At 61.3% G+C, this 20057-nt stretch carries 18 protein-coding genes; 14 read left to right on the top strand and 4 right to left on the bottom strand.

Translation table 11 applies throughout. The annotated features are described in order from the left end of the window. Window positions 1-10: 10 nt before the first annotated feature. On the bottom strand, window positions 11-787 hold the full coding sequence (locus ACSQ16_RS15090; protein WP_093926824.1) for a Bax inhibitor-1/YccA family protein: 777 nt from the start codon (window positions 785-787) through the stop codon (window positions 11-13). Window positions 788-1411: 624 nt separating this feature from the next. Between ACSQ16_RS15090 and ACSQ16_RS15085 the strand changes: the two genes are divergently transcribed. From ACSQ16_RS15085 to ACSQ16_RS15070, 4 genes are all read left to right on the top strand, one after another. Next, complete coding sequence (locus ACSQ16_RS15085; RefSeq protein ID WP_093926823.1) at window positions 1412-1786, top strand: helix-turn-helix domain-containing protein; 375 nt, start codon at window positions 1412-1414, stop codon at window positions 1784-1786. Between the two features lie 98 nt (window positions 1787-1884). Further along, window positions 1885-2685 carry a histidinol-phosphatase gene (gene hisN / locus ACSQ16_RS15080; RefSeq protein ID WP_243262527.1) on the top strand — a complete coding sequence of 267 codons (801 nt, stop codon included), beginning with the start codon at window positions 1885-1887 and terminating at the stop codon, window positions 2683-2685. Window positions 2686-2818: 133 nt separating this feature from the next. Beyond that, a complete protein-coding gene (locus tag ACSQ16_RS15075; protein WP_243262528.1) occupies window positions 2819-4153 on the top strand; it encodes an 8-oxoguanine deaminase in 1335 nt (444 codons plus the stop codon). After that, on the top strand, window positions 4150-4569 hold the full coding sequence (locus ACSQ16_RS15070) for a CAP domain-containing protein (RefSeq protein WP_243262529.1): 420 nt from the start codon (window positions 4150-4152) through the stop codon (window positions 4567-4569). The genes ACSQ16_RS15075 and ACSQ16_RS15070 overlap by 4 nt, the downstream gene beginning before the upstream one ends. Before the next feature lie 24 nt (window positions 4570-4593). Here ACSQ16_RS15070 and guaD read toward each other — a convergent pair whose 3' ends face one another. Next, window positions 4594-5895, bottom strand: a complete 1302-nt coding sequence (guaD, locus tag ACSQ16_RS15065; protein WP_243262530.1) for a guanine deaminase — start codon at window positions 5893-5895, stop codon at window positions 4594-4596. A 122-nt stretch (window positions 5896-6017) separates the two neighbouring features. Here guaD and mgtE point away from each other — a divergent pair, with 122 nt between their 5' ends. The 4 genes from mgtE (at window position 6018) to ACSQ16_RS15045 (ending at window position 10721) form a co-directional block, all read left to right on the top strand. Continuing rightward, on the top strand, window positions 6018-7421 hold the full coding sequence (gene mgtE, locus ACSQ16_RS15060) for a magnesium transporter (RefSeq protein ID WP_243262531.1): 1404 nt from the start codon (window positions 6018-6020) through the stop codon (window positions 7419-7421). Continuing rightward, entirely contained in the window at window positions 7418-7984 is a 567-nt protein-coding gene (locus ACSQ16_RS15055) for a 5-formyltetrahydrofolate cyclo-ligase (RefSeq protein WP_243262532.1), read from the top strand. Before mgtE ends, ACSQ16_RS15055 begins: the two co-directional genes overlap by 4 nt. A gap of 57 nt (window positions 7985-8041) precedes the next feature. Beyond that, window positions 8042-8854, top strand: coding sequence for a TIGR00282 family metallophosphoesterase (locus ACSQ16_RS15050; protein WP_243262533.1), 813 nt, complete (start codon window positions 8042-8044; stop codon window positions 8852-8854). 94 nt (window positions 8855-8948) lie between these two features. Beyond that, window positions 8949-10721, top strand: coding sequence for an SLC13 family permease (locus ACSQ16_RS15045; RefSeq protein ID WP_243262534.1), 1773 nt, complete (start codon window positions 8949-8951; stop codon window positions 10719-10721). 150 nt (window positions 10722-10871) lie between these two features. Here ACSQ16_RS15045 and ACSQ16_RS15040 read toward each other — a convergent pair whose 3' ends face one another. Continuing rightward, the gene (locus ACSQ16_RS15040; protein ID WP_243262535.1) at window positions 10872-12644 is read right to left on the bottom strand and encodes an SLC13 family permease; all 1773 of its coding nucleotides are present in this window, start codon (window positions 12642-12644) and stop codon (window positions 10872-10874) included. A 119-nt stretch (window positions 12645-12763) separates the two neighbouring features. Between ACSQ16_RS15040 and ACSQ16_RS15035 the strand changes: the two genes are divergently transcribed. Next, window positions 12764-13504: a YebC/PmpR family DNA-binding transcriptional regulator gene (locus ACSQ16_RS15035; protein WP_243262536.1), complete on the top strand. Its 741-nt coding sequence runs from the start codon at window positions 12764-12766 to the stop codon at window positions 13502-13504. Here the strand turns inward: ACSQ16_RS15035 and ACSQ16_RS15030 are convergent. Next, window positions 13501-14382: a LysR family transcriptional regulator ArgP gene (locus ACSQ16_RS15030; protein ID WP_243262537.1), complete on the bottom strand. Its 882-nt coding sequence runs from the start codon at window positions 14380-14382 to the stop codon at window positions 13501-13503. The genes ACSQ16_RS15035 and ACSQ16_RS15030 overlap by 4 nt on opposite strands. An 88-nt stretch (window positions 14383-14470) precedes the next feature. Between ACSQ16_RS15030 and ACSQ16_RS15025 the strand changes: the two genes are divergently transcribed. From ACSQ16_RS15025 to betA, 5 genes are all read left to right on the top strand, one after another. Continuing rightward, window positions 14471-15070 carry a LysE/ArgO family amino acid transporter gene (locus tag ACSQ16_RS15025; RefSeq protein WP_243262538.1) on the top strand — a complete coding sequence of 200 codons (600 nt, stop codon included), beginning with the start codon at window positions 14471-14473 and terminating at the stop codon, window positions 15068-15070. Between the two features lie 55 nt (window positions 15071-15125). Continuing rightward, window positions 15126-16055: a DMT family transporter gene (locus ACSQ16_RS15020; RefSeq protein WP_243262539.1), complete on the top strand. Its 930-nt coding sequence runs from the start codon at window positions 15126-15128 to the stop codon at window positions 16053-16055. Between the two features lie 92 nt (window positions 16056-16147). Beyond that, window positions 16148-16723 carry a choline-binding transcriptional repressor BetI gene (betI, locus tag ACSQ16_RS15015; RefSeq protein WP_243262540.1) on the top strand — a complete coding sequence of 192 codons (576 nt, stop codon included), beginning with the start codon at window positions 16148-16150 and terminating at the stop codon, window positions 16721-16723. Window positions 16724-16799: 76 nt separating this feature from the next. Next, entirely contained in the window at window positions 16800-18257 is a 1458-nt protein-coding gene (betB, locus tag ACSQ16_RS15010; protein ID WP_243262541.1) for a betaine-aldehyde dehydrogenase, read from the top strand. Between the two features lie 86 nt (window positions 18258-18343). Continuing rightward, window positions 18344-20002, top strand: coding sequence for a choline dehydrogenase (gene betA / locus ACSQ16_RS15005; protein WP_243262542.1), 1659 nt, complete (start codon window positions 18344-18346; stop codon window positions 20000-20002). The last annotated feature ends 55 nt before the right edge of the window (window positions 20003-20057 follow it).

Genomic DNA, 20057 nt, shown 5'->3' with positions numbered 1-20057 from the left:
CTCGCGCGAATTATTCGCGGTTACCGAAAAGCGACAGCAACATCATGAACATGTTGATGAAGTTCAGGTAAAGGTTCAGCGCGCCCATGATGGCGGCTTTGCCCAACCACTCGGTGTCGCCATGGTGCGCATGGGCCAGATATTCCGTCTTGATGCGCTGGGTGTCATAGGCAGTAAGACCTGCGAAGATCAGCACGCCAAGGGCCGAAATCGCAAACATCAGCGCCGAAGAGGCGAGGAAGATGTTCACGATCGACGCTACGACAAGACCGATCACACCCATGATGAGGAAGCTGCCCCATGCCGAGATGTCTTTCTTGGTGGTGTAGCCCCAAAGCGACAGACCCGCGAAAGCGATCGAGGTGATCAAAAAGATCTGCGCGATAGAATAACCTGTGAAGACCAAGAAGATCGAGCTGATTGAAATGCCCATCACCGCGGCAAATGCGTAGAACACAACCTGCGCCGTGGCTGCCGACATTTTGTTGATCATGGCGCTAAAGCCAAAGACAAAGGCCAGCGGAGCAAACATCACAACCCATTTCAACGGGGAGGCGTAAAGCGCATAGCCCAATTGTGTCAGGTACTTATCTTGGCTCAACTGCGCCACCGCTGCGGAAGGATCAGTTGTGACAGATAGGCCAGAGATGGCCCAAGCAGCGGCAAAGGTGATCAACATGCCAACCGACATGGTGCCATACACCTTATTCATATGCGCGCGCAGCCCCGCGTCGATCGCAGAGGCGTGCGACCCGGCAGCAGAGCGAATTGAATTGACGTCAGCCATTTAGAGACTCCCATTGGCAAAGTTGCGTGTCGCAAACGAGCCGACACGTTCTTGGGTTTGAATATCGGGCTTGATGGGCTGAATTTCAAGTGTTTGGCTGTCTGATTTCAGGGTGATAGCCGCAGGTTTCGACAGATGTGCATCGCATGGGCAACGGGGAAGGGGCAGATCGTCCTTTATTGTCTATCAGTGCCCCGTAAACAGCCTCGATAGGCGGAAAACCCCCGTCACCTGCCGCGTATCTGCGCGAGAGGGAAAACATGAAGCCCAACATCATAAATTGATTAAATTTAGGATCTGAAAGATACTCTGGGAACCGATTGATATCTTTCGCGTTCATCCACTGGTTGCCGGGCGGGAACCAGTACGCCTAAGGAAAATTGGGCCTCTCATCCCCGCTCGGCGAAGAGGAAACAAGAGCATTGCACCGCCTAGGGTTGCAGTTGATAGAGGCGGATATTTACCATTGTGTGAAATTTCTTTGCCGAATTCGACGCAACCGCTATAATTAGGGAAAGACATCATGCGCAACCAATGCGGTACTGCGCTGGGTGGCGGCGCAATTCGTTCTTGTTTGGAAACGAGATTGGCACGGTGGCATGTGCCCTATAAGGAATATGCTAGATGGTACATGTAGTTGATGTTCACGTCGGGAAACGCATTCGGCAACGACGCTGGTTAACAGGGATGACCCAGCAACGGCTGGCAGAACTCGTTGGCATTAAATTTCAGCAGATACAAAAATATGAGACTGGCGCGAACCGCGTGAGCGCTTCGCGGCTGTGGGATATCGCAGATGCCCTCGACGTTCCGGTGCCTTTCTTCTTCGAAGGGCTGAAGGAAGACAAAGCCGATGGCGCTGCATCGATTGACGGGCTACCTGCTGATCTGATGGCTGACAAAGAAGCGATGGAGTTGGTCCGCTCGTATTATGCCATTCCAGAGAACCAGCGGCGCAGGCTGTTTGAATTGGCCCGTGTGTTGAGCGACGTGGCCTGACGGCATCCGAGATCGTTGCTACGGAAGTCTGATCCTAACGGGGTTTTGGTCAAACTGGCAGGCTTGCGCAAACAAGCGCGAGCTGTCAGGTCTTCGTCATGATGAACGCCACTGATTTTGATCCCGATATTCGCCGCGTCGCCCATCTGATGGCGGATGCGGCGCGTCAGGTGATCCTGCCCTATTTCCGCAGCCTTGATTTGCAGGCCGACAACAAGCTTGGTACGGGTTTTGACCCCGTGACAGAGGCCGACCGCGCCGCCGAACGGGCGATGCGCGATATATTGGCGGCGGAACGACCCGCCGATGGCATCTTGGGCGAGGAATATGGCGCGCAGCCCGGCACATCGGGGCTGACCTGGGTGCTTGACCCGATTGACGGAACGCGCGGGTTTCTCAGCGGCACACCAACATGGGGCGTGTTGATCGCGGTCAGCGATATCTCGGGGCCATTCTACGGCATCATTGACCAGCCCTATATCGGCGAGCGGTTCGAGGGCGCACCGGATGGCGCGCTGATGGTTGGGCCGCATGGAAGCCGCCTCTTGCAAACCCGCGCCGCGCGGGACCTGCGGCAGGCCATCGTTTTCACCACATTCCCCGAGGTCGGCAGCAGCGATGAGGCCAAGGCCTTTCGGGCCGTGGCGTCGCAGGCGCTGCTGACCCGCTATGGCATGGATTGCTACGCCTATGCTCTGGTCGCGGCCGGGCAGGTCGATCTGGTGATCGAGGCAGGATTGAACGCCTATGACATCCAAGCGCCCATCGCAGTGATCCAAGCGGCCGGCGGTATCGTCACCGATTGGCAGGGCAATGCGGTGCATGAAGGAGGCAGGGCGCTTGCGGCAGCCAACCGCGAAATCCACGCGCAGGCGCTTGCGATCCTTTCCGCATATTGATCCAATTGTTGAAACCCGCGGATTGACCGGCCCCGGCGGGATGCGATAAATCCCGCAAAGGTCGGTTCTCTCGCCCGTTTTCCATCGGCCACACACACTTTGCATGAGACGGGCATAGCGAAAAGTGTGACCTATGGCAGAGACCCTCATCCGCGGCGCGGATTACCTCATCACGATGGACGACACCCGGCGCGAACTTGCCGGTGTAGACCTGTTGCTGCGCGACGGGGTGATTGCCGAGATCGGGCAGGGCCTTCGGACGGAGGGCGAGATTGTCGAGGCGAACGGCTGTGTCGTCACGCCGGGTCTCGTGAACACGCATCACCATCTTTACCAAAGCATGACCCGCGCCGTGCCGGGGGCACAGGATGCGCTGCTCTTTGGCTGGTTGCAGCGGCTCTATCCGATCTGGGCGCGTATGGGGCCGGAGCATATGTTTGTTTCGGCCCAGATCGGGCTGGCGGAACTGGCGCTCTCGGGTTGTAGCCTGAGTTCGGACCATCTTTATCTCTACCCAAACGGCGTGCGGCTGGAAGATACGATCCATGCCGCCGCCGAGCTTGGCCTTCGGTTTCACCCCACGCGCGGCTCGATGAGCATAGGCGAAAGCGACGGCGGCCTGCCGCCCGATGCGCTGGTGGAGCGTGAGGCGGCGATCTTGGAAGATTGTATCCGCGTTGTCGACGCCTTTCACGACCCCGCCGAAGGATCGATGTGTCGCGTCGGATTGGCCCCTTGTTCACCTTTCTCGGTCAGTCGCGAGTTGATGCGCGACACGGCGTTGCTGGCGCGGGACAAGGGCGTGATGCTGCACACCCATCTGGCCGAGAATACCGAGGATGTGGCCTATTCGCTGGAGAAATTCGGCTGCCGCCCCGGAGAATATGCCGAAAGCCTCGGTTGGCTGGGCGATGACGTCTGGCATGCCCATTGCGTGCAACTGGACGCGTCCGAGATTGACCTCTTTGCCCGGACCCGCACCGGGGTCGCGCATTGCCCCTGTTCGAATTGCCGTCTTGGGTCGGGCATCGCGCCGGTGCGGGCGATGCTGGATGCAGGCGTGCCGCTGGGGCTGGGGGTCGATGGATCGGCCAGCAACGACAGCGGCAATCTCGCCGCCGAGGCGCGGCAGGCGATGCTGTTGCAGCGTGTGTCCCGTGGCGCTGATGCGATGAGCCCGCGTGCCGCCTTGGAACTGGCGACACGCGGCGGGGCGGATGTGTTGGGGCGCGCTGATTGCGGCCGCCTGATGCCCGGCAAACGTGCCGATGTGGCGATCTGGGATGTCTCGGGTGTGCATAGCGCAGGCAGTTGGGACCCGGCTGCGCTGCTTCTTGCCGGTCCGACGGCAGTGCGCGACCTTTTCGTTGAAGGCCGTCAGGTGGTGCGCGATGGTCGCGTCACTACGATTGACTTGGCCGCACAGGTGGCGCGGCAAAACGAATTGGCGAAAGGCTTGGCTGAATGAGGCCATTTTTTCTATCGATCCTGATGCTGGCCGGTATGCCAGCATTGGCCGATCCCATGGGGTTGGAGCGCGTAAATGCGTTGCGGGATGTGCAGGGGCTCAAACCGTTGATCTATGACAGCCGCTTGGCGCAGGCGGCGGGAACCCATGCCACCGATATGGCAGAGCATAACTATTTCAGCCACAAGGGCCGCGACGGCACGGATGTGGGCCGACGCGCGGCGATGGCGGGTTATCAGTGGTGTTTTGTCGCTGAAAATATCGCCAAGGGTCAGCAGTCCTTGGATGAGGTCATGACCGGTTGGACCAACTCACCGGGGCATTACCGCAATATGGTCGACAGCCGCGCCGAAGAGATGGGGCTGGTGCAGGCCGATAGTGAGGTTTGGGTCATGGTGCTGGGCGCGCCCTGCTGAGGCAACCCAATCGCGGGTGGTGCGTTACGCCGTGCTAACCCGACGCGCACCCGCAACCCAAACATCTGCAATCGCGCGGTCATCGCCCATCATGATGGTGGCGAAGAGGCTTTCCCAGATATCCTTGGCGGCCGCGTGACGCTGTGCGATAGCGGGGGTCGAGTCGAGCGACAGCACGGTGATATCCGCCTCCATCCCAGCGGCTAGAGAACCCACATGATCCTGCAGATGAAGACTGCGGGCTGAGCCTGCGGTGGCGAGCCAGACCAGCTGCGCTGCGTGTAGCGGGGTGCCGCGCAGCTGGCCGACCTCATAGGCCGCCGCCATGGTACGCAGCATCGAAAACGACGAGCCGCCCCCGGTATCTGTCGCCAGCGCCAGCGGAATGCCCCGCGCGGCGAGGCCGGTCATGCCAAACAGCCCGGAACCGATGAAAGTGTTGGAGGTGGGGCAGTGGACCAGTGCGCCACCAACCTCGGCCAGCCGGTCGATCTCACGCGGCTCTAGGTGAATCGCATGGCCGTAAAGGCCTCGTTCGCCCAGCAGCCCGTGGGCCTCATAGGTATCAAGGTAGTCGCGCGCCTCAGGGAACAGGCCGCGCACCCATTCGATCTCATCCGTTTGTTCGCTAAGGTGGGTCTGCATCAGACAGGTCGGATGCTCTGCCCAAAGCGCACCGAGGGTCGAGAGTTGCTCGGGCGTTGAGGTCGGAGAGAAACGCGGCGTGATCGCATAGCAGGCACGGCCCTTGCCGTGCCAGCGCTCAATCAGCGTTTTGCTGTCTTCATAGGCCGATTGCACCGTGTCGCGCAGCCCCTCAGGGGCGTTGCGGTCCATGCAGGTCTTGCCCGCGACGATCCGTTGACCGCGCTCTTCCGCTGCCTGAAACAGGGCATCGGCGCTGTGGGGATGGATCGTGCAATAAGACGCAACAGTGGTGGTCCCATGTGCCAGCGTCAGGTCCAAATAGCGCGCGGCGATGTCGCCCGCATAGGCCGGATCCGAAAGGCGCATCTCTTCGGGGAAGGTATAGGTGTTCAGCCAATCAATCAGCCGCTTGCCCCAAGAGGCGATGATCGCAGTCTGGGGATAATGCACATGGGCATCGACAAACCCCGGGCAGATCAGCGCATCGGCGTAGCGCGTCACCTCGGCCTGCGGATGATCGGCACGCAGGCGTTCGCCATTGCCCACGGCGGCAATGCGACCGTCCTCGATCAAGACACCGCCTTCGGTGTCGATCTTCACGGCATCCTCCCAGGCGCTTTGCATCGGGTTGCCGGAATAGCTGAGCGTTGCGCCCAAAAGGAGTCGTTGATTTGTCATGCCAGTGGTTTAGGTGAGGGCGAGACGGGGAACAATACCGAAGCGTCGCGGGTGCCGTTGTACCCCCGAGGCCGCTCGCCTATTGTCGCCTCCAACAAGGGCGCAAGCACGGAGAGCAGCGGATGTCAGAGCAGATCGAAGAGCTGGACCCGGCGGTAGCCTCTGAGGAGACTGCCGAGGCCTATATGCTGGACCGTAAGGCCGTTGCCGCGATCCTTGAAACCGTGGAGGCGGGAGATCAGGCGCATCTGACCCAGCTGATGGAGCCGCTTCACGCGGCGGACATCGCTGACCTTTTGGAGCAGATCGACGAGGATGACCGCGCAGCGTTGATCCGGCTCTATGGGCAGGAATTCGACGGTGAGATTCTGTCGGAACTCGACGAGTCGATCCGCGAAGAAGTCATCTCCATCCTGACGCCGCAGGTTCTGACCCAAGCGGTGCGCGAACTGGACAGCGATGATGTCGTCGACCTGATCGAAGATCTGGAAGACGCGCAGCAGGAAACCATCCTCGATGCGCTGGAGGAGACTGACCGGGTCGCCGTGGAACAGGCGCTGAACTGGCCAGAATACTCCGCCGGTCGCCTGATGCAGCGCGAGGTTGTGATGGCGCCCGAGCATTGGACGGTGGGCCAGACCATCGACCATCTGCGCGCCACCAAGGAAGAAGACCTGCCAGACCAGTTCTATCACATCGTCATGGTCGACCCGCGCCTGCACCCGGTGGGCAATGTGACACTGGGCAAACTGATGCGCTCGCGCCGCGAGACGCGGCTGGCGGATATCTTGGAGGAAACGTTCCAGATCATCCCCGCCATGCGCGATGAGGGCGATGTGGCCTATGCGTTTAACCAGTACCACCTGATTTCGGCCCCTGTCGTCGATGAAGAGGGGCGGTTGATCGGGGTCATCACCATCGACGACGCGATGGCGGTGCTTGATGAGGAACACGAAGAAGACATCCTGCGTCTGGCGGGTGTGGGCGAAGGCTCTCTCTCTGACCGGGTGACGGAAACGACCAAACAGCGCCTGCCGTGGCTTGCGGTGAACCTTGTGACGGCGATTGCGGCATCGATGGTGATTTCTCAGTTTGAAGCAGCCATCGCGCAGATCGTGGCGCTGGCGGTGCTGATGCCGATCGTCGCCTCCATGGGCGGCAATGCGGGCACACAGAGCTTGACCGTCGCGGTGCGCGCGATTGCGACGAAAGACCTCACGGGCTCGAACGTCTGGCGGGTGATCCGGCGGGAGGTTCTGGTGGGGCTGGTGAACGGGCTGATCTTTGCGGTGATCATGGGGATCGTCGGCGTGATCTGGTTCGGCTCTCCGGCGCTTGGCTATGTGATTGCGACCGCGATGGTGATTAACCTCGTAGTAGCGGGGTTGGCGGGTACTGGTATCCCGATTTTGCTGGAGCGGTTCGGGATTGACCCGGCGCTCGCCTCGGGGGCCTTTGTGACCACGGTGACGGATGTTGTTGGCTTTTTCGCCTTCCTCGGTCTTGCGGCGCTGGTGCTGTTGTGAGCGAGGCTGCGGCGCGAAAGGCAGCGGCGCGCAAGGCCGCATTTGCCCGGCGCAAGCCGTTGTTTGAGGCGGCGAATGCGGCGCAGGCGGGGTATCTTTCCGAAGTTTTGGCAGGCTATCGCGGCGTGCCGCTTTCGGGCTTTATGCCCATTCGTACCGAAATCGACCCCCGCCCGGCCATGGCCGAGGCCTGCGCCCACGGCCCGGTCGGCGTGCCGGTGATCATGTGGCCCGACCACCCGTTGTCGTTCTCGCGCTGGACACCTGAAACACCGATGGTGGCGGGCACTTTCGGCGCGATGATCCCCGAGCATAACGATTTTTTCGAACCAGAGATCGTGATCGTTCCGCTGCTCGCCTTTAACCGCGCAGGCGCGCGGCTGGGCTATGGCGGCGGATTTTATGATCGGACACTGGCGATGCTGCGCGCGCGCAGGGCCACGATGGCAATCGGTTTCGCCTTTGCCGGGCAGGAGTGCGATGACATTCCGCTCGAAGAAACCGATGAGCCGCTGGACTTGATCGTGACAGAGGCCGGTGTGATCGAAGTGACGCAACGCTAACACGCCCAGGCGGAATAAGGGTTGCCGCCAAGGCGTCTGCGTCCTAGTCCATAGTTTATGAAGATTTTGTTTCTTGGCGATGTGATGGGCCGGGCCGGACGGCGGGCGATCACCGAAAATCTGGCGCGGCTGCGGCGCGACTGGAAGCTCGATTTTATTGTGGTGAATGGCGAGAATGCGACCGGCGGCATGGGGCTTTCGGGCGCACATGCCAAGACGTTGCTAGAGGCCGGGGCCGATTGCCTGACCCTTGGCGATCACGCTTTCGATCAGAAAGACATGCTCAGCTTTATAGAGCAGGATCCGCGCGTGATCCGCCCGCTGAACTTCTCTAAATCCGCGCCGGGCAAAGGGGCCAAACTGTTCACGGCGCAGAACGGCAAAAAGGTTCTGGTCACCCAAGCGCTCGGCCAAGTCTTTATGAAACGGCCTTTTGATGACCCTTTCTCGGCGCTGGAGCCGGTGCTGAAAACCCATCCTTTGGGCGGAATGGCGCAGGCGATCATCGTCGATATGCACTGCGAAGCCACCAGCGAGAAAATGGCCATGGGCCATTGGTGCGACGGGCGCGCGAGCCTTGTTGTCGGCACCCATACCCATGTGCCGACCGCCGATGCGATGATCCTGCCGGGCGGCACGGCCTACCTCAGCGATGCGGGCATGTGTGGCGATTATCATTCGGTGATCGGCATGGATAAGGCCGAGCCGCTGCGCCGTTTCATCACCGGCATGCCGCGTGAACGTTTCACCCCGGCCAATGGTGAGGCGACGCTGTCTGGCGTCTATATCGAAACGGATGACCGCACGGGCCGTGCCACGCGGATCGTGCCGGTGCGCGAGGGCGGTGCCCTCCAGACCAGCACGCCCTGAGACCTGACAGCATGCGCCTTTGCGTCAGGCTTGCACAGGGCGCCGCAATCGGCGTAACTGGACAACGGCCTTTTGCCCGAACGACAGGTTCTTGATGGAATTTTTCAGCTTCTCTCCGATGGAGACGGCCGTTCTCACCCTTGTGGTGGTCGGCATGATGTTCGTGCTTTTCCTGCGCGAAGCCTTTCCCACCGAGGTGGTTGCCATTGCTGGGGCGGCTTTGCTGCTGGCAATCGGCGTTTTACCCTATGACGATGCGCTAGAGGTGCTATCAAACCCCGCGCCTTGGACCATTGCCGCCATGTTCATCATCATGGGGGCGTTGGTGCGGACCGGGGCGCTGGATGTGCTGACCCGGCTGGCTGAGCGAACGGCCAAGACCCACCCGAAATCCGCAGTGGCTGGGGTGGTCTTGTCGGTTATGGCGGCCAGCGCCGTCATGAACAACACACCCGTTGTTGTGGTGATGATTCCGGTGGTGGTGCAGCTGACCCGCACGCTCAACACCAAAGCTTCTAAGTTGCTGATCCCGTTGAGTTATGCCGCGATTATGGGCGGTTCTCTCACGCTGATCGGCACCTCGACCAACCTGCTGGTTGACGGTGTGGCGCGGGCACAGGGCATGGCACCCTTCGGTATCTTCGAGATCCTCCCCGTGGGCCTTGTGGTCTGTGCATGGGGTCTGATCTATATGCTGTTTTTTGCCGACAAACTGCTGCCCGCGCGCGACAGCATGGCGAATATGCTGTCGGACCGTTCCAAGATGAAGTTCTTCACCGAAGCGGTAATCCCGCCCGAAAGCAACCTTATCGGGCGCGAAGTGCTGGATGTCCAGCTGTTCAAACGCGAAGGCGTGCGGCTGATCGACGTGGTGCGCGGTGATGATTCCCTGCGACGGAGCCTTAAGGGTGTCGAACTTCAGGTCGGGGACCGCGTGGTTCTGCGCACCCAAATGACCGAGCTTTTGAGCCTGCAAAACAACAAGGAATTGCGCCGCGTTGACCAACTGTCAGCGGTCGAAACCACGACCGTCGAAGTGCTGATCACACCGGGTTGCCGGATGGTGGGGCGCTCGCTGGGCTCCATGCGGTTGCGGCGGCGTTATGGGGTTTATGCGCTGGCGGTGCATCGGCGGAACCAGAACATCGGCCAGCAGCTTGAGCAACTGATCGTCAAAGTGGGCGACACGCTGCTGCTGGAGGGGGCTGCGGAAGATATCCAGCGGCTCGCCAGTGAAATGAACCTTGTGGACGTGACCCAACCATCGTCCCGCGCGTTCCGCCGGGGGCACGCGCCGATCGCCATTGCTGCGCTTGCGGGCATCGTGGTGCTTGCGGCCTTTAACGTGGCGCCGATTTTGGCTTTGGCTGTAATCGCCGTAGCGGTGGTGCTGGTGACGGGCTGTATCGACGCCGAGGAGGCGTTTTCTTTTGTCGAAGGGCGTTTGTTAGCGCTTATTTTTGCCATGCTGGCCGTGGGCGCGGCGCTGGAAAACTCAGGTGCGATTTCGCTGATCGTCGATAACATCGCACCGGGATTGGCAGAGTTGCCCCCCTTCTTCATCATCTGGGCGGTGTTTCTGCTGACCACGACATTGACCGAGATCGTCAGCAACAACGCCGTGGCCGTTATCATGACGCCCATCGCCATCAGCCTCAGCACGGCCCTTGGCATGGACCCGCGCCCCTTGGTCGTGGCAGTGATGATCGCGGCCTCTTGCGCCTTTGCCACGCCCATTGGTTATCAGACCAACACGCTGGTTTACGGGCCGGGGGGGTACAAATTTACTGACTTCATGCGCATCGGCATACCGCTGAACCTAAGCATGTCGCTGTTGGTCAGCGCGGTGATCCCGCTGTTTTGGTAGATTAGAAGGGTACGCTCAGCCGCACCTCGGCTCAGGAAGAAGGGAGCGGGGGCTAAGATCGGCTTGATGAAGATGTCTTTGATGTTGTCTGAGCCAGACAATTTAAACCTTAAAAGGTGCGCGAGAGGTCGCGCGCCTTTTGCGTTCTGCTCAGAGCGGCCAGAAGACGAGGATCGCCGGGATCGACACGGCGACCACGATGATCTCAAGCGGCAGCCCCATGCGCCAATAGTCGCCAAAGGAATAGCCGCCGGGGCCAAGAATCAGCGTGTTGTTCTTATGTCCAATCGGCGTGAGGAAGGCCGAGGAGGCCGCCACCGCCACCGCCATCAGGAAGGGGTCTGGGGAGACCCCTAGGGACTGCGCCATCTGAATGCCAACAGGTGCGGCGACGATGGTTGTTGCCGTGTTGTTCAGCACATCCGAGAGCGACATGGTCACCACCATCAGCACCGTCAGCACGACCCAAGCGGGCAGCCCTTCGGTCAATCCGACAAGTGCGCCCGCAATCAGCTCGGTCCCGCCTGAGGTTTCCAGCGCCGCCCCCAGCGGGATCATCGACCCCAAAAGCACGATCACCGGCCATTCGATATGCGTGTAAAGCTCTGACAATGGCACAATTTTGGCCAGCACATAGCCAACCACGACAATCCCAAGCGCGATGGGCAGATAGATCAGTCCAAAGGAGGCCGCTGCCACCGCCCCGGCGAACATACCGATGGCGAGCCACGTCTTGCTGTCTTGGGTGACGGCAAGGCCACGGTCGGCCAGCGGCAGCACGCCCAGCCAGTCGGTGACATGGGCAACCGTATCGCGCGGGACCAGCAGTAGGAGAATGTCACCGGGCTTCAGCTCGGTCGTGCGCAATTGCGAGGTGATCTTGCGGCCTTGCCGAGACAGACCCAGAAGCACCGTGCGCTGACGCCACGAGAGGCCCACCGCCTGCGCCGTGCGACCGTTGAGGCGCGAGGCTTCGGTCACCACGACCTCGACAATTTCGACCCCGTCGCCATCGGCCAGCAGCAGGTCTTCACGGTCACTGTCCGCCAACGCGAGGTTCAGGGTGCTGCGGAATTCATCCAAAGCGTCGGGCGTGGCCTCCAACACCAGCGCGTCCCCGCCTTGCAGCACCGCATTACGCGCGGTGCCATAGCGCCTCTTGCCATCCCGCATCAGCCCAAGGATCGCCACATCGGCCTTATGTGCTTCTTCCTGTAGTTCTGCCAAACGCTTGCCGATCTGTTTGTTGCCCTCGGGCACGGTCAGCTCGGCGATATATTCCGCGATATCCTCAGCCTCGATCATCGCGTCTTCGCGAGCGGGGATCAAACGCCAGCCAATCAGCGCCACAAAGATCAGCCCGGCGATGGCCGCCAGACCGCCCACCGGGGCAAAATCGAACATCTTGAAGGGTGCGCCCAGCGATTCCTGCCGGATGGAGGCGATGATGATGTTGGGTGGCGTGCCGATCAGCGTGGCCATGCCGCCAAGGATGGTGGCAAAGCTCAGCGGCATCAGGCTCAGTCCCGGTGCGCGGCCCGCCTTGCGCGCGGTCTGAATGTCGACCGGCATCAAAAGCGCCAAGGCCGCCACGTTGTTCATAAAGGCCGAGAGCACCCCGCCCACAGCGCCCATGATCGAGATATGCGCGCCCAAGCTGCGCGAACTGTCCACCAGCGTGCGGGTGATCAACATCACCGCGCCCGAACGCACCAGCCCGGCGGAAACCACCAGCACCAGCGCCACGATCAGCGTCGCCGGGTGGCCAAAGCCGTCAAAGGCGTTCTTGGTCGGCACCACCCCCAGCACCACCCCGGCCATCAGCGCCGCAAAGGCCACGATGTCATAACGAAAGCGGCCCCAAAGCAGCAGGCCAAAGACCGCGCCAAAGAGGGTGAAAAGAATAATCTGATCTGTGGTCATATATCCGGTCTAACGTGGTTGCCCCAAAGGAGGAAAGCTAAGCACAGGCCGGGTGGCTTGTTCCAGCGGTGATGCTGGCATATAGAGTGGCGCAAACGCATTGCCAGAACGAGGTATTCATGGCCGGTCACTCCAAATGGGCAAACATCCAGCATCGCAAGGGCCGTCAGGACAAGCTGCGCGCCAAGGTGTTTTCCAAACTTTCCAAGGAAATCACCATCGCGGCCAAGATGGGCGATCCCGACCCGGAAAAGAACCCGCGTCTGCGCATGGCCGTGAAAGAGGCCAAGGGCCAGTCCATGCCCAAGGACAACATCGAACGCGCCATCAAGAAAGCGATCGGCGGCGAGGGCGAGGATTACGAGGAAATCCGCTATGAGGGCTATGGGCCGAATGGCGTGGCGGTGATTGTCGAGGCGATGACCGACAACCGCAACCGCACCGCCTCGACCGTGCGCTCGACCTTTACCAAGAACGGCGGCAATCTGGGCGAAACCGGTTCGGTCGGCTTTATGTTCGAGCGCAAGGGCGAGGTCATCTACCCGGCTTCCGTCGGCGACGCGGACACTGTGATGATGGCGGCGATCGAGGCCGGGGCTGAGGATGTCGAAAGTTCTGAAGACGGCCACGTCATCTATTGCGCCGACACCGATCTCAACGATGTCTCGACCGCGCTTGAGGCGGAACTGGGCGAATCGGAATCGACCAAGCTGATCTGGCGTCCGGTCACGACGACAGAGATGGACCTTGAGAACATGGAAAAGCTGATGAAGCTTGTCGATGCGCTTGAGGAAGACGACGATGTGCAGCGCGTCACCACCAACTTTGAGGCCTCTGACGAGGTTATGGCGCAGCTTTAACGCGTCTCTTGCACCAGCGCCTCGCGCGCCGCGGCCCGAATGGCAGCGGTGAGCGGGGCCAGCGCGGGCGCCATGATCCGCGCGACCTGCAAGTAAAGTGGCACATCTAGCGGTAGTGCGTCGTCGAGCGAGACGAGGCGGCCTTTCTCCATATCCTCAGCCACCAAAGGGGCAGGGTTCATGCCCCAGCCGAGCCCTTCGCGTGCCGCCGCCACAAACCCGTGGCTTGAGGGCAGGTGGTGGCTGGGCGGGGTTAGCCGCTGCCCTGTCTTTTGCATCAGCCAACGCCCCTGCAGTTGGTCCTTTCGGTTAAAGGTCAGCATCGGCGCACGCACCAGTGCCTCGGCGGTTACGCCATCTGCGAACCACCTTTCTACATAGGCGGGGCTTGCGGTCGCGTGATAGCGCAGCGCACCCAAAGCCAGCACATCGCAGCCCGGTGCGGCGCGGGCTTGTCCCGTCACTGCCGCGCTGACCTCTCCGCGCCGCAGCCAATCGGCTGAGGTGTCTTGATCGTCAATCATCAGATCGAAAAGCATCTCGGGCACTTGAGCCAGCGCCGGGATAAGCCATGTCGCCAATACATCCGCAGGCACCGCCAGCCGCAGCCGGGGTGGGGCGGTGGTATCGCTGGCACCCAAAGCTTGCGCTTCGAGCAGGGCAACGTCTTCGGCGTGTTTGGCAAGGCGCTGGCCCATCGGCGTGCCGGTGCAGGGTTGACCGCGCAGGACCAAGGTCGCGCCGACGCGGTCTTCCAATGCCTTCACCCGCTGCGAAATCGCCGAGGGGGTCACCCCAAGCGCCGCCGCCGCTGCGTCAAAGCTCCCAAGCCGTAGGATTTGCGCCAAAGCAGTAAGCTGGGCGCTATCAAGCTGCATAAGTTTTTCTAATCCCGACGTAGACTATTAAATTTGAGTAATCTGGACCGCAAGGCTAGGCAAGTGCAACCCAAGACAGGACGCCCCAATGCTGACCTCCTTCCTCCCCGGCTTCGCGCTGAGCCTCACCCTCATCATGGCCATTGGCGCACAGAACGCCTTTGTCCTGCGCCAAGGGCTGCGGCGTGAGCATGTGCTGGCGGTGGTATTGGTCTGCGCCACTTCGGATGCGATCTTGATCACTGCTGGTGTGGCCGGTTTCGGCGCGCTGGCCGAAGCGGCACCGTGGTTCGGGCCACTGATGCGCTACGGCGGCGCGGCCTTCTTGTTGTGGTACGGTTGGCGCAACGCCGTATCGGCATGGCGCGGCGGTGAGGGGTTGGAGGCCGAAGGGCAGGCCGCCCGCAGCTTGGGCAAGGCGGTTCTGACCCTGCTGGCACTGACCTGGCTGAACCCGCATGTTTATCTCGACACATTGGTGCTGCTTGGTTCAATCTCGGCGCAATATCCCGACCGCCTGAGCTTTGGCATCGGCGCAGCGATGGCGAGTTTCGTGTTCTTCTTTGCCCTCGGCTATGGCGCGCGGCTTCTTGCACCGCTTTTCGCCAAGCCCCGCAGTTGGCAGGTTTTGGACGCGGTCATCGCCGTGACCATGTGGGGGATTGCGATCAAATTGCTTGCGATGTGAATAAAAGTGCCGCGCCCATCTTGCCCTTGGCAGCACTTTGGGAAAGGGTCGCGGCATGACACAAAACCCCGCGACCACCCCCGACATCCCCGTTCCCGCCAACCGCCCGCTTGTCGGGGTCTTTTGGATGCTGGTCACAGGGGCGTGTTTCATCGGCGTGACCGCGCTGGTCAAATATATGGGCCCGCGCCTGCCGTCGGCAGAGGCCGCATTCCTGCGTTACGCCATGGGGCTGGTCTTTGTCCTGCCGATGCTGCGGTCGTTGTTGGCGACACCGGTCAGCAAACGGCAGTGGGGGCTGTTCGGGACGCGTGGTTTTTTCCACGCGGGCGGGGTGATCTTGTGGTTCTACGCCATGACCCGCCTGCCGATTGCCGAGGTCACGGCGATGAACTACCTCGCGCCGATCTATGTCACTGTCGGCGCTGCTATTTTTCTGGGCGAGAAGCTCGCGGCGCGGCGCATCGTGGCGGTCTGTCTGGGGCTGGCGGGGGCGGCGATCATCCTGCGGCCCGGCTTTCGCGAAGTCTCAACCGGGCATCTGGCGATGCTGCTAGCGGCGGTGGTGTTTGCGGGCTCCTACCTCTTGGCCAAAGTTCTGGCGGATGAGGCCCGCCCGGTGATGATCGTGACCATGCTGTCGATCTTCGTCACCATCGGGCTGGCGCCCTTCGCCTTCACCGTTTGGATTACCCCCACCGCGCAAGAGTTGCTGATCCTCGCGGGCGTCGCCTTTTTCGCCACGGCGGGGCATTTCACCATGACGCTGGCATTCGCCTCCGCCCCGGTGACGGTGACGCAGCCGGTGACATTCCTGCAATTGGTCTGGGCCACGATCCTCGGCGTAGTGGTCTTTGCCGAGCCGGTGGACATCTGGGTGGTGCTGGGCGGTGCGGTGATTTTGGGCTCGGTCACTTTTATCACATGGCGCGAAGCTATGCTGAAACGACAGGTCACGCCGCCCGCTCACGCCACGAAATTCTGACGGAGGCGGTGGTCTCTGGTAACTTGATTGACGAGTCAATAAAGATTCCCCTATCCTAAGGCGGTCAACACTGCCCCAAGGACCCGAATCCAATGCCTAAAGTCGGAATGGAACCCATTCGCCGCTCTGCGCTGGTCAAAGCCACCATCGCCGAGATCGGCGAAGCTCAGTCGCTGGATGTGACGGTGAGCCAGATCGCCAAGCGGGCAGGCATGTCGAGCGCGCTGGCGCATCACTATTTCGGCGGCAAGAATCAGATCTTCCTCGCGGCGATGCGTCATATCCTGTCGGAATATGCCGCCGGGGTGCGCGAACGGCTGGCCACGGCCCGCACGCCGCATGACCGCGCGGCGGCGATCATCGTCGCCAGTTTCGACGACACGGGCTTTCACCCCGGCACGATTAGCGCGTGGATGACGCTTTACGCCCATGCCCGCACCAATCCCGAAACGCGGCGGCTGCTGACGGCTTATCAAAGCCGCCTGCGCTCCAACCTCACCCATGCGCTGCGGCCGATCAGCCCCCAACCCGAAGGCGAGGCCGACACATTGGCGGCGCTGATTGATGGGCTCTATCTGCGCGCCGCGCTGTCGGACAATGTCAGCGCTGCCGAAGCCATGACCCGCGCGCTCTATACCCTCGACCTGCTGCTGAAAGCGGGCCGCTGAACACGGCGGAGAAGGGCGGCAATGCCGCGCTCCGCCTCCTCGAACACTCCGCCCCTCAGGCAAGAAAGTATCTTTGATGTCCTATGATCCCCAACCCACAGCCAGCCATTTCATCGACGGCGCCTATGTCGAAGACACGAACGGCACGCCGATCCCGGTGATCTATCCCGCCACGGGCGAGACGATCGCCACGCTCTATGCCGCCACGCCTGCAATCGTTGAACAAGCCATCACATCGGCCCGCAAGGCGCAGGCCGCATGGGCCGCGATGACAGGCACCGAGCGGGGGCGCATCCTGCGCCGCGCCGCCGACATGATCCGCGAGCGCAACCACGACCTGTCGGTGCTGGAGACCTATGACACCGGCAAACCCTATCAGGAGACCTCTGTCGCCGATGCCACCAGCGGGGCCGACGCGCTGGAGTATTTCGGCGGGCTGGCGGGCAGCCTGACGGGCGAGCATATCCAACTGGGCGAAGACTGGGTCTATACCCGTCGCGAGGCGCTTGGCCTTTGTGTGGGCATCGGCGCGTGGAACTACCCCACGCAGATCGCCTGCTGGAAAGCCGCGCCGGCGCTGGCCTGTGGCAATGCGATGATCTTCAAACCGTCCGAGACCACGCCGCTCTGTGCGCTGAAAGTGGCTGAGATACTCATTGAGGCTGGGCTGCCAGCGGGCCTGTTCAACGTGGTCCAGGGCATGGGCGAGGTGGGCCAGTCGCTGGTGACTGATGCCCGCGTCGACAAGGTGTCGCTGACTGGCTCCGTTCCGACGGGCCGCAAGGTCTATGCAGCCGCCGCTGAGGGCATCAAACACGTCACGATGGAATTGGGCGGAAAATCCCCCATGATCGTCTTTGAGGATGCCGATATCGACAACGCCGTGAGTGGCGCGATTTTGGGCAACTTTTATAGCTCCGGCCAGATTTGTTCGAACGGCACGCGGGTTTTTGTGCACCGCGACATCAAGGAGGCGTTTCTTGCGCGGCTGTCTGAGCGGTTGGAAAATGCCGTGATCGGTGACCCGATGGACCCCGACACCAGCTTTGGCCCGATGGTCAGCGAACGGCAGATGCAGATCGCGCTGGACTATGTGGCGAAGGGCGAGGCCGAGGGCGCCCGCCTGATCTATGGCGGTAAACGGATTGAACGCGACGGTTTCTACATGCAGCCGACCGTTTTTGCCGATGTTAAAGATGACATGGTCATCGCCCGCGAAGAGATTTTTGGCCCCGTCATGGCCGTGCTCGATTTTGAGGATGAGGCCGAGGTCATGGCCCGTGCCAATGCCACGGAATTCGGTCTCGCCGCTGGTGTCTTTACCCAAAATCTGACCCGCGCACACCGCGTGGCCGCCAGGTTTGAGGCGGGGACCTGCTATATCAACACCTATAACGATGCGCCGGTCGAAGCGCCCTTTGGGGGCATGAAGAACTCCGGCGTGGGCCGCGAAAACTCTAAGGCGGCGATCAACCATTATAGCCAGTTGAAGTCCGTCTACGTCCGCATGGGCGATGTCGAAGCACCGTTCTAAGCAACGGAAAATTAGGCCGCAGCGCATAAAGCCGACACCGTCGGGCGCTGCCCCGCACCCGTGCGGATTTGCGGAAGGTAAGTGGAATGGAAGCTGAATTTGTAATCGTCGGGGCGGGGTCTGCGGGCTGCGCCATGGCCTACCGTCTGGCCGAGGCGGGGCGCCGCGTAATCGTCATTGAACATGGCGGCAGCGACGCGGGGCCGTTTATTCAGATGCCTGCGGCGCTCAGCTATCCGATGAACATGCCGCGCTATGACTGGGGCTATAAGTCCGAGCCTGAGCCGAATTTGAACAACCGCGAGCTGGTCTGCCCGCGTGGCAAGGTGATCGGCGGGTCATCATCGATCAATGGCATGGTCTATGTGCGCGGCCATGCCAAGGACTTCGATCATTGGGAGGAAAGCGGCGCGCAGGGCTGGGGCTATGCCGACGTGTTGCCCTATTACAAACGCATGGAGACGTGGCACGAGAACGGCCATGGCGGGGATGCGGCATGGCGCGGAAAGGACGGGCCTTTGCATGTCAGCCGTGGGCCGCGCGCGAACCCTTTGTTTGACGCCTTTGTGCAGGCTGGGTCGCAGGCCGGGTACCAGATGACCGAGGATTACAACGGCGAGAAACAAGAGGGCTTTGGCCCCATGGAGCAGACGGTCTGGAACGGGCGGCGCTGGTCGGCGGCGAACGCTTATTTGCGGCCTGCGCAAAAGACGGGCAACGTCACCTTGATCCGTGCGCTGGCGCAGCGCGTGGTGATTGAAGAGGGGCGTGCCGTGGGCGTCGAGGTCAAGCGTGGCAAGACGGTCGAGGTCATCCGTGCGCAGCGCGAGGTTGTGCTGGCGGCATCGTCGATTAACTCCCCGAAACTCTTGATGCTCTCCGGCATCGGCCCCGCCGCCCATCTGGCCGAGCATGGGATCGATGTGGTCGCAGACCGTCCGGGTGTAGGGCAGAATTTGCAGGACCATCTAGAGCTTTACATCCAGATGGCCTCAAGCCAACCAATCACGCTCTATAAGCACTGGAATCTGCTGTCCAAGGCGGTGATCGGGGCACAGTGGCTGTTTACAAAGACCGGTATGGGGGCGTCGAACCAATTTGAATCCGCGGCCTTCATCCGCTCGAAGCCCGGCGTGGAATACCCAGATATTCAATACCATTTTCTGCCAATCGCCGTGCGCTACGACGGGCAGGCAGCGGCCGAAGGGCATGGATTTCAGGCCCATACCGGGCCGATGCGGTCCAAGTCGCGGGGCGACATCACCCTGCGGTCAGCCGACCCGGCAGATGCGCCGAAAATCCGCTTTAACTACATGTCGCATCCCGACGATTGGGAGGAGTTCCGCACCTGTATCCGCCTCACGCGCGAGATATTTGGGCAGGAGGCGTTCAAGCCTTTCGTGAAGCACGAAATCCAACCCGGTGCCGCGCTGCAATCGGACGCAGAGCTTGACAGCTTCATCGCCGAACATGCCGAGAGCGCCTATCACCCCTGCGGCACCTGCCGCATGGGCGCGGCTGATGACCGGAACGCCGTGGTCGACCCACAGGCCCGGGTGATCGGGGTTGAGGGGCTGCGCGTGGCCGACAGTTCTATCTTTCCGCGTATCACCAATGGCAACCTGAACGCGCCGTCGATCATGGTAGGAGAGAAGGTTTCGGACCTGTTGCTGGGCCGTGATCCGCTGCCCCGCGCCAATGAAGAACCTTGGATGCATCCGAACTGGCAGGTGGCGCAGCGTTGATCGTTAACCTCTCTTAATTCGGTCCCTTGAAGCTGGCGGGGCAGGGCGTCATACC

The organism is Sulfitobacter sp. SH24, assembly GCF_965641895.1.
Classification (GTDB): Bacteria; Pseudomonadota; Alphaproteobacteria; order Rhodobacterales; family Rhodobacteraceae; genus Sulfitobacter; species Sulfitobacter dubius.
This window is presented reverse-complemented; position numbering and strand designations above follow the sequence as displayed.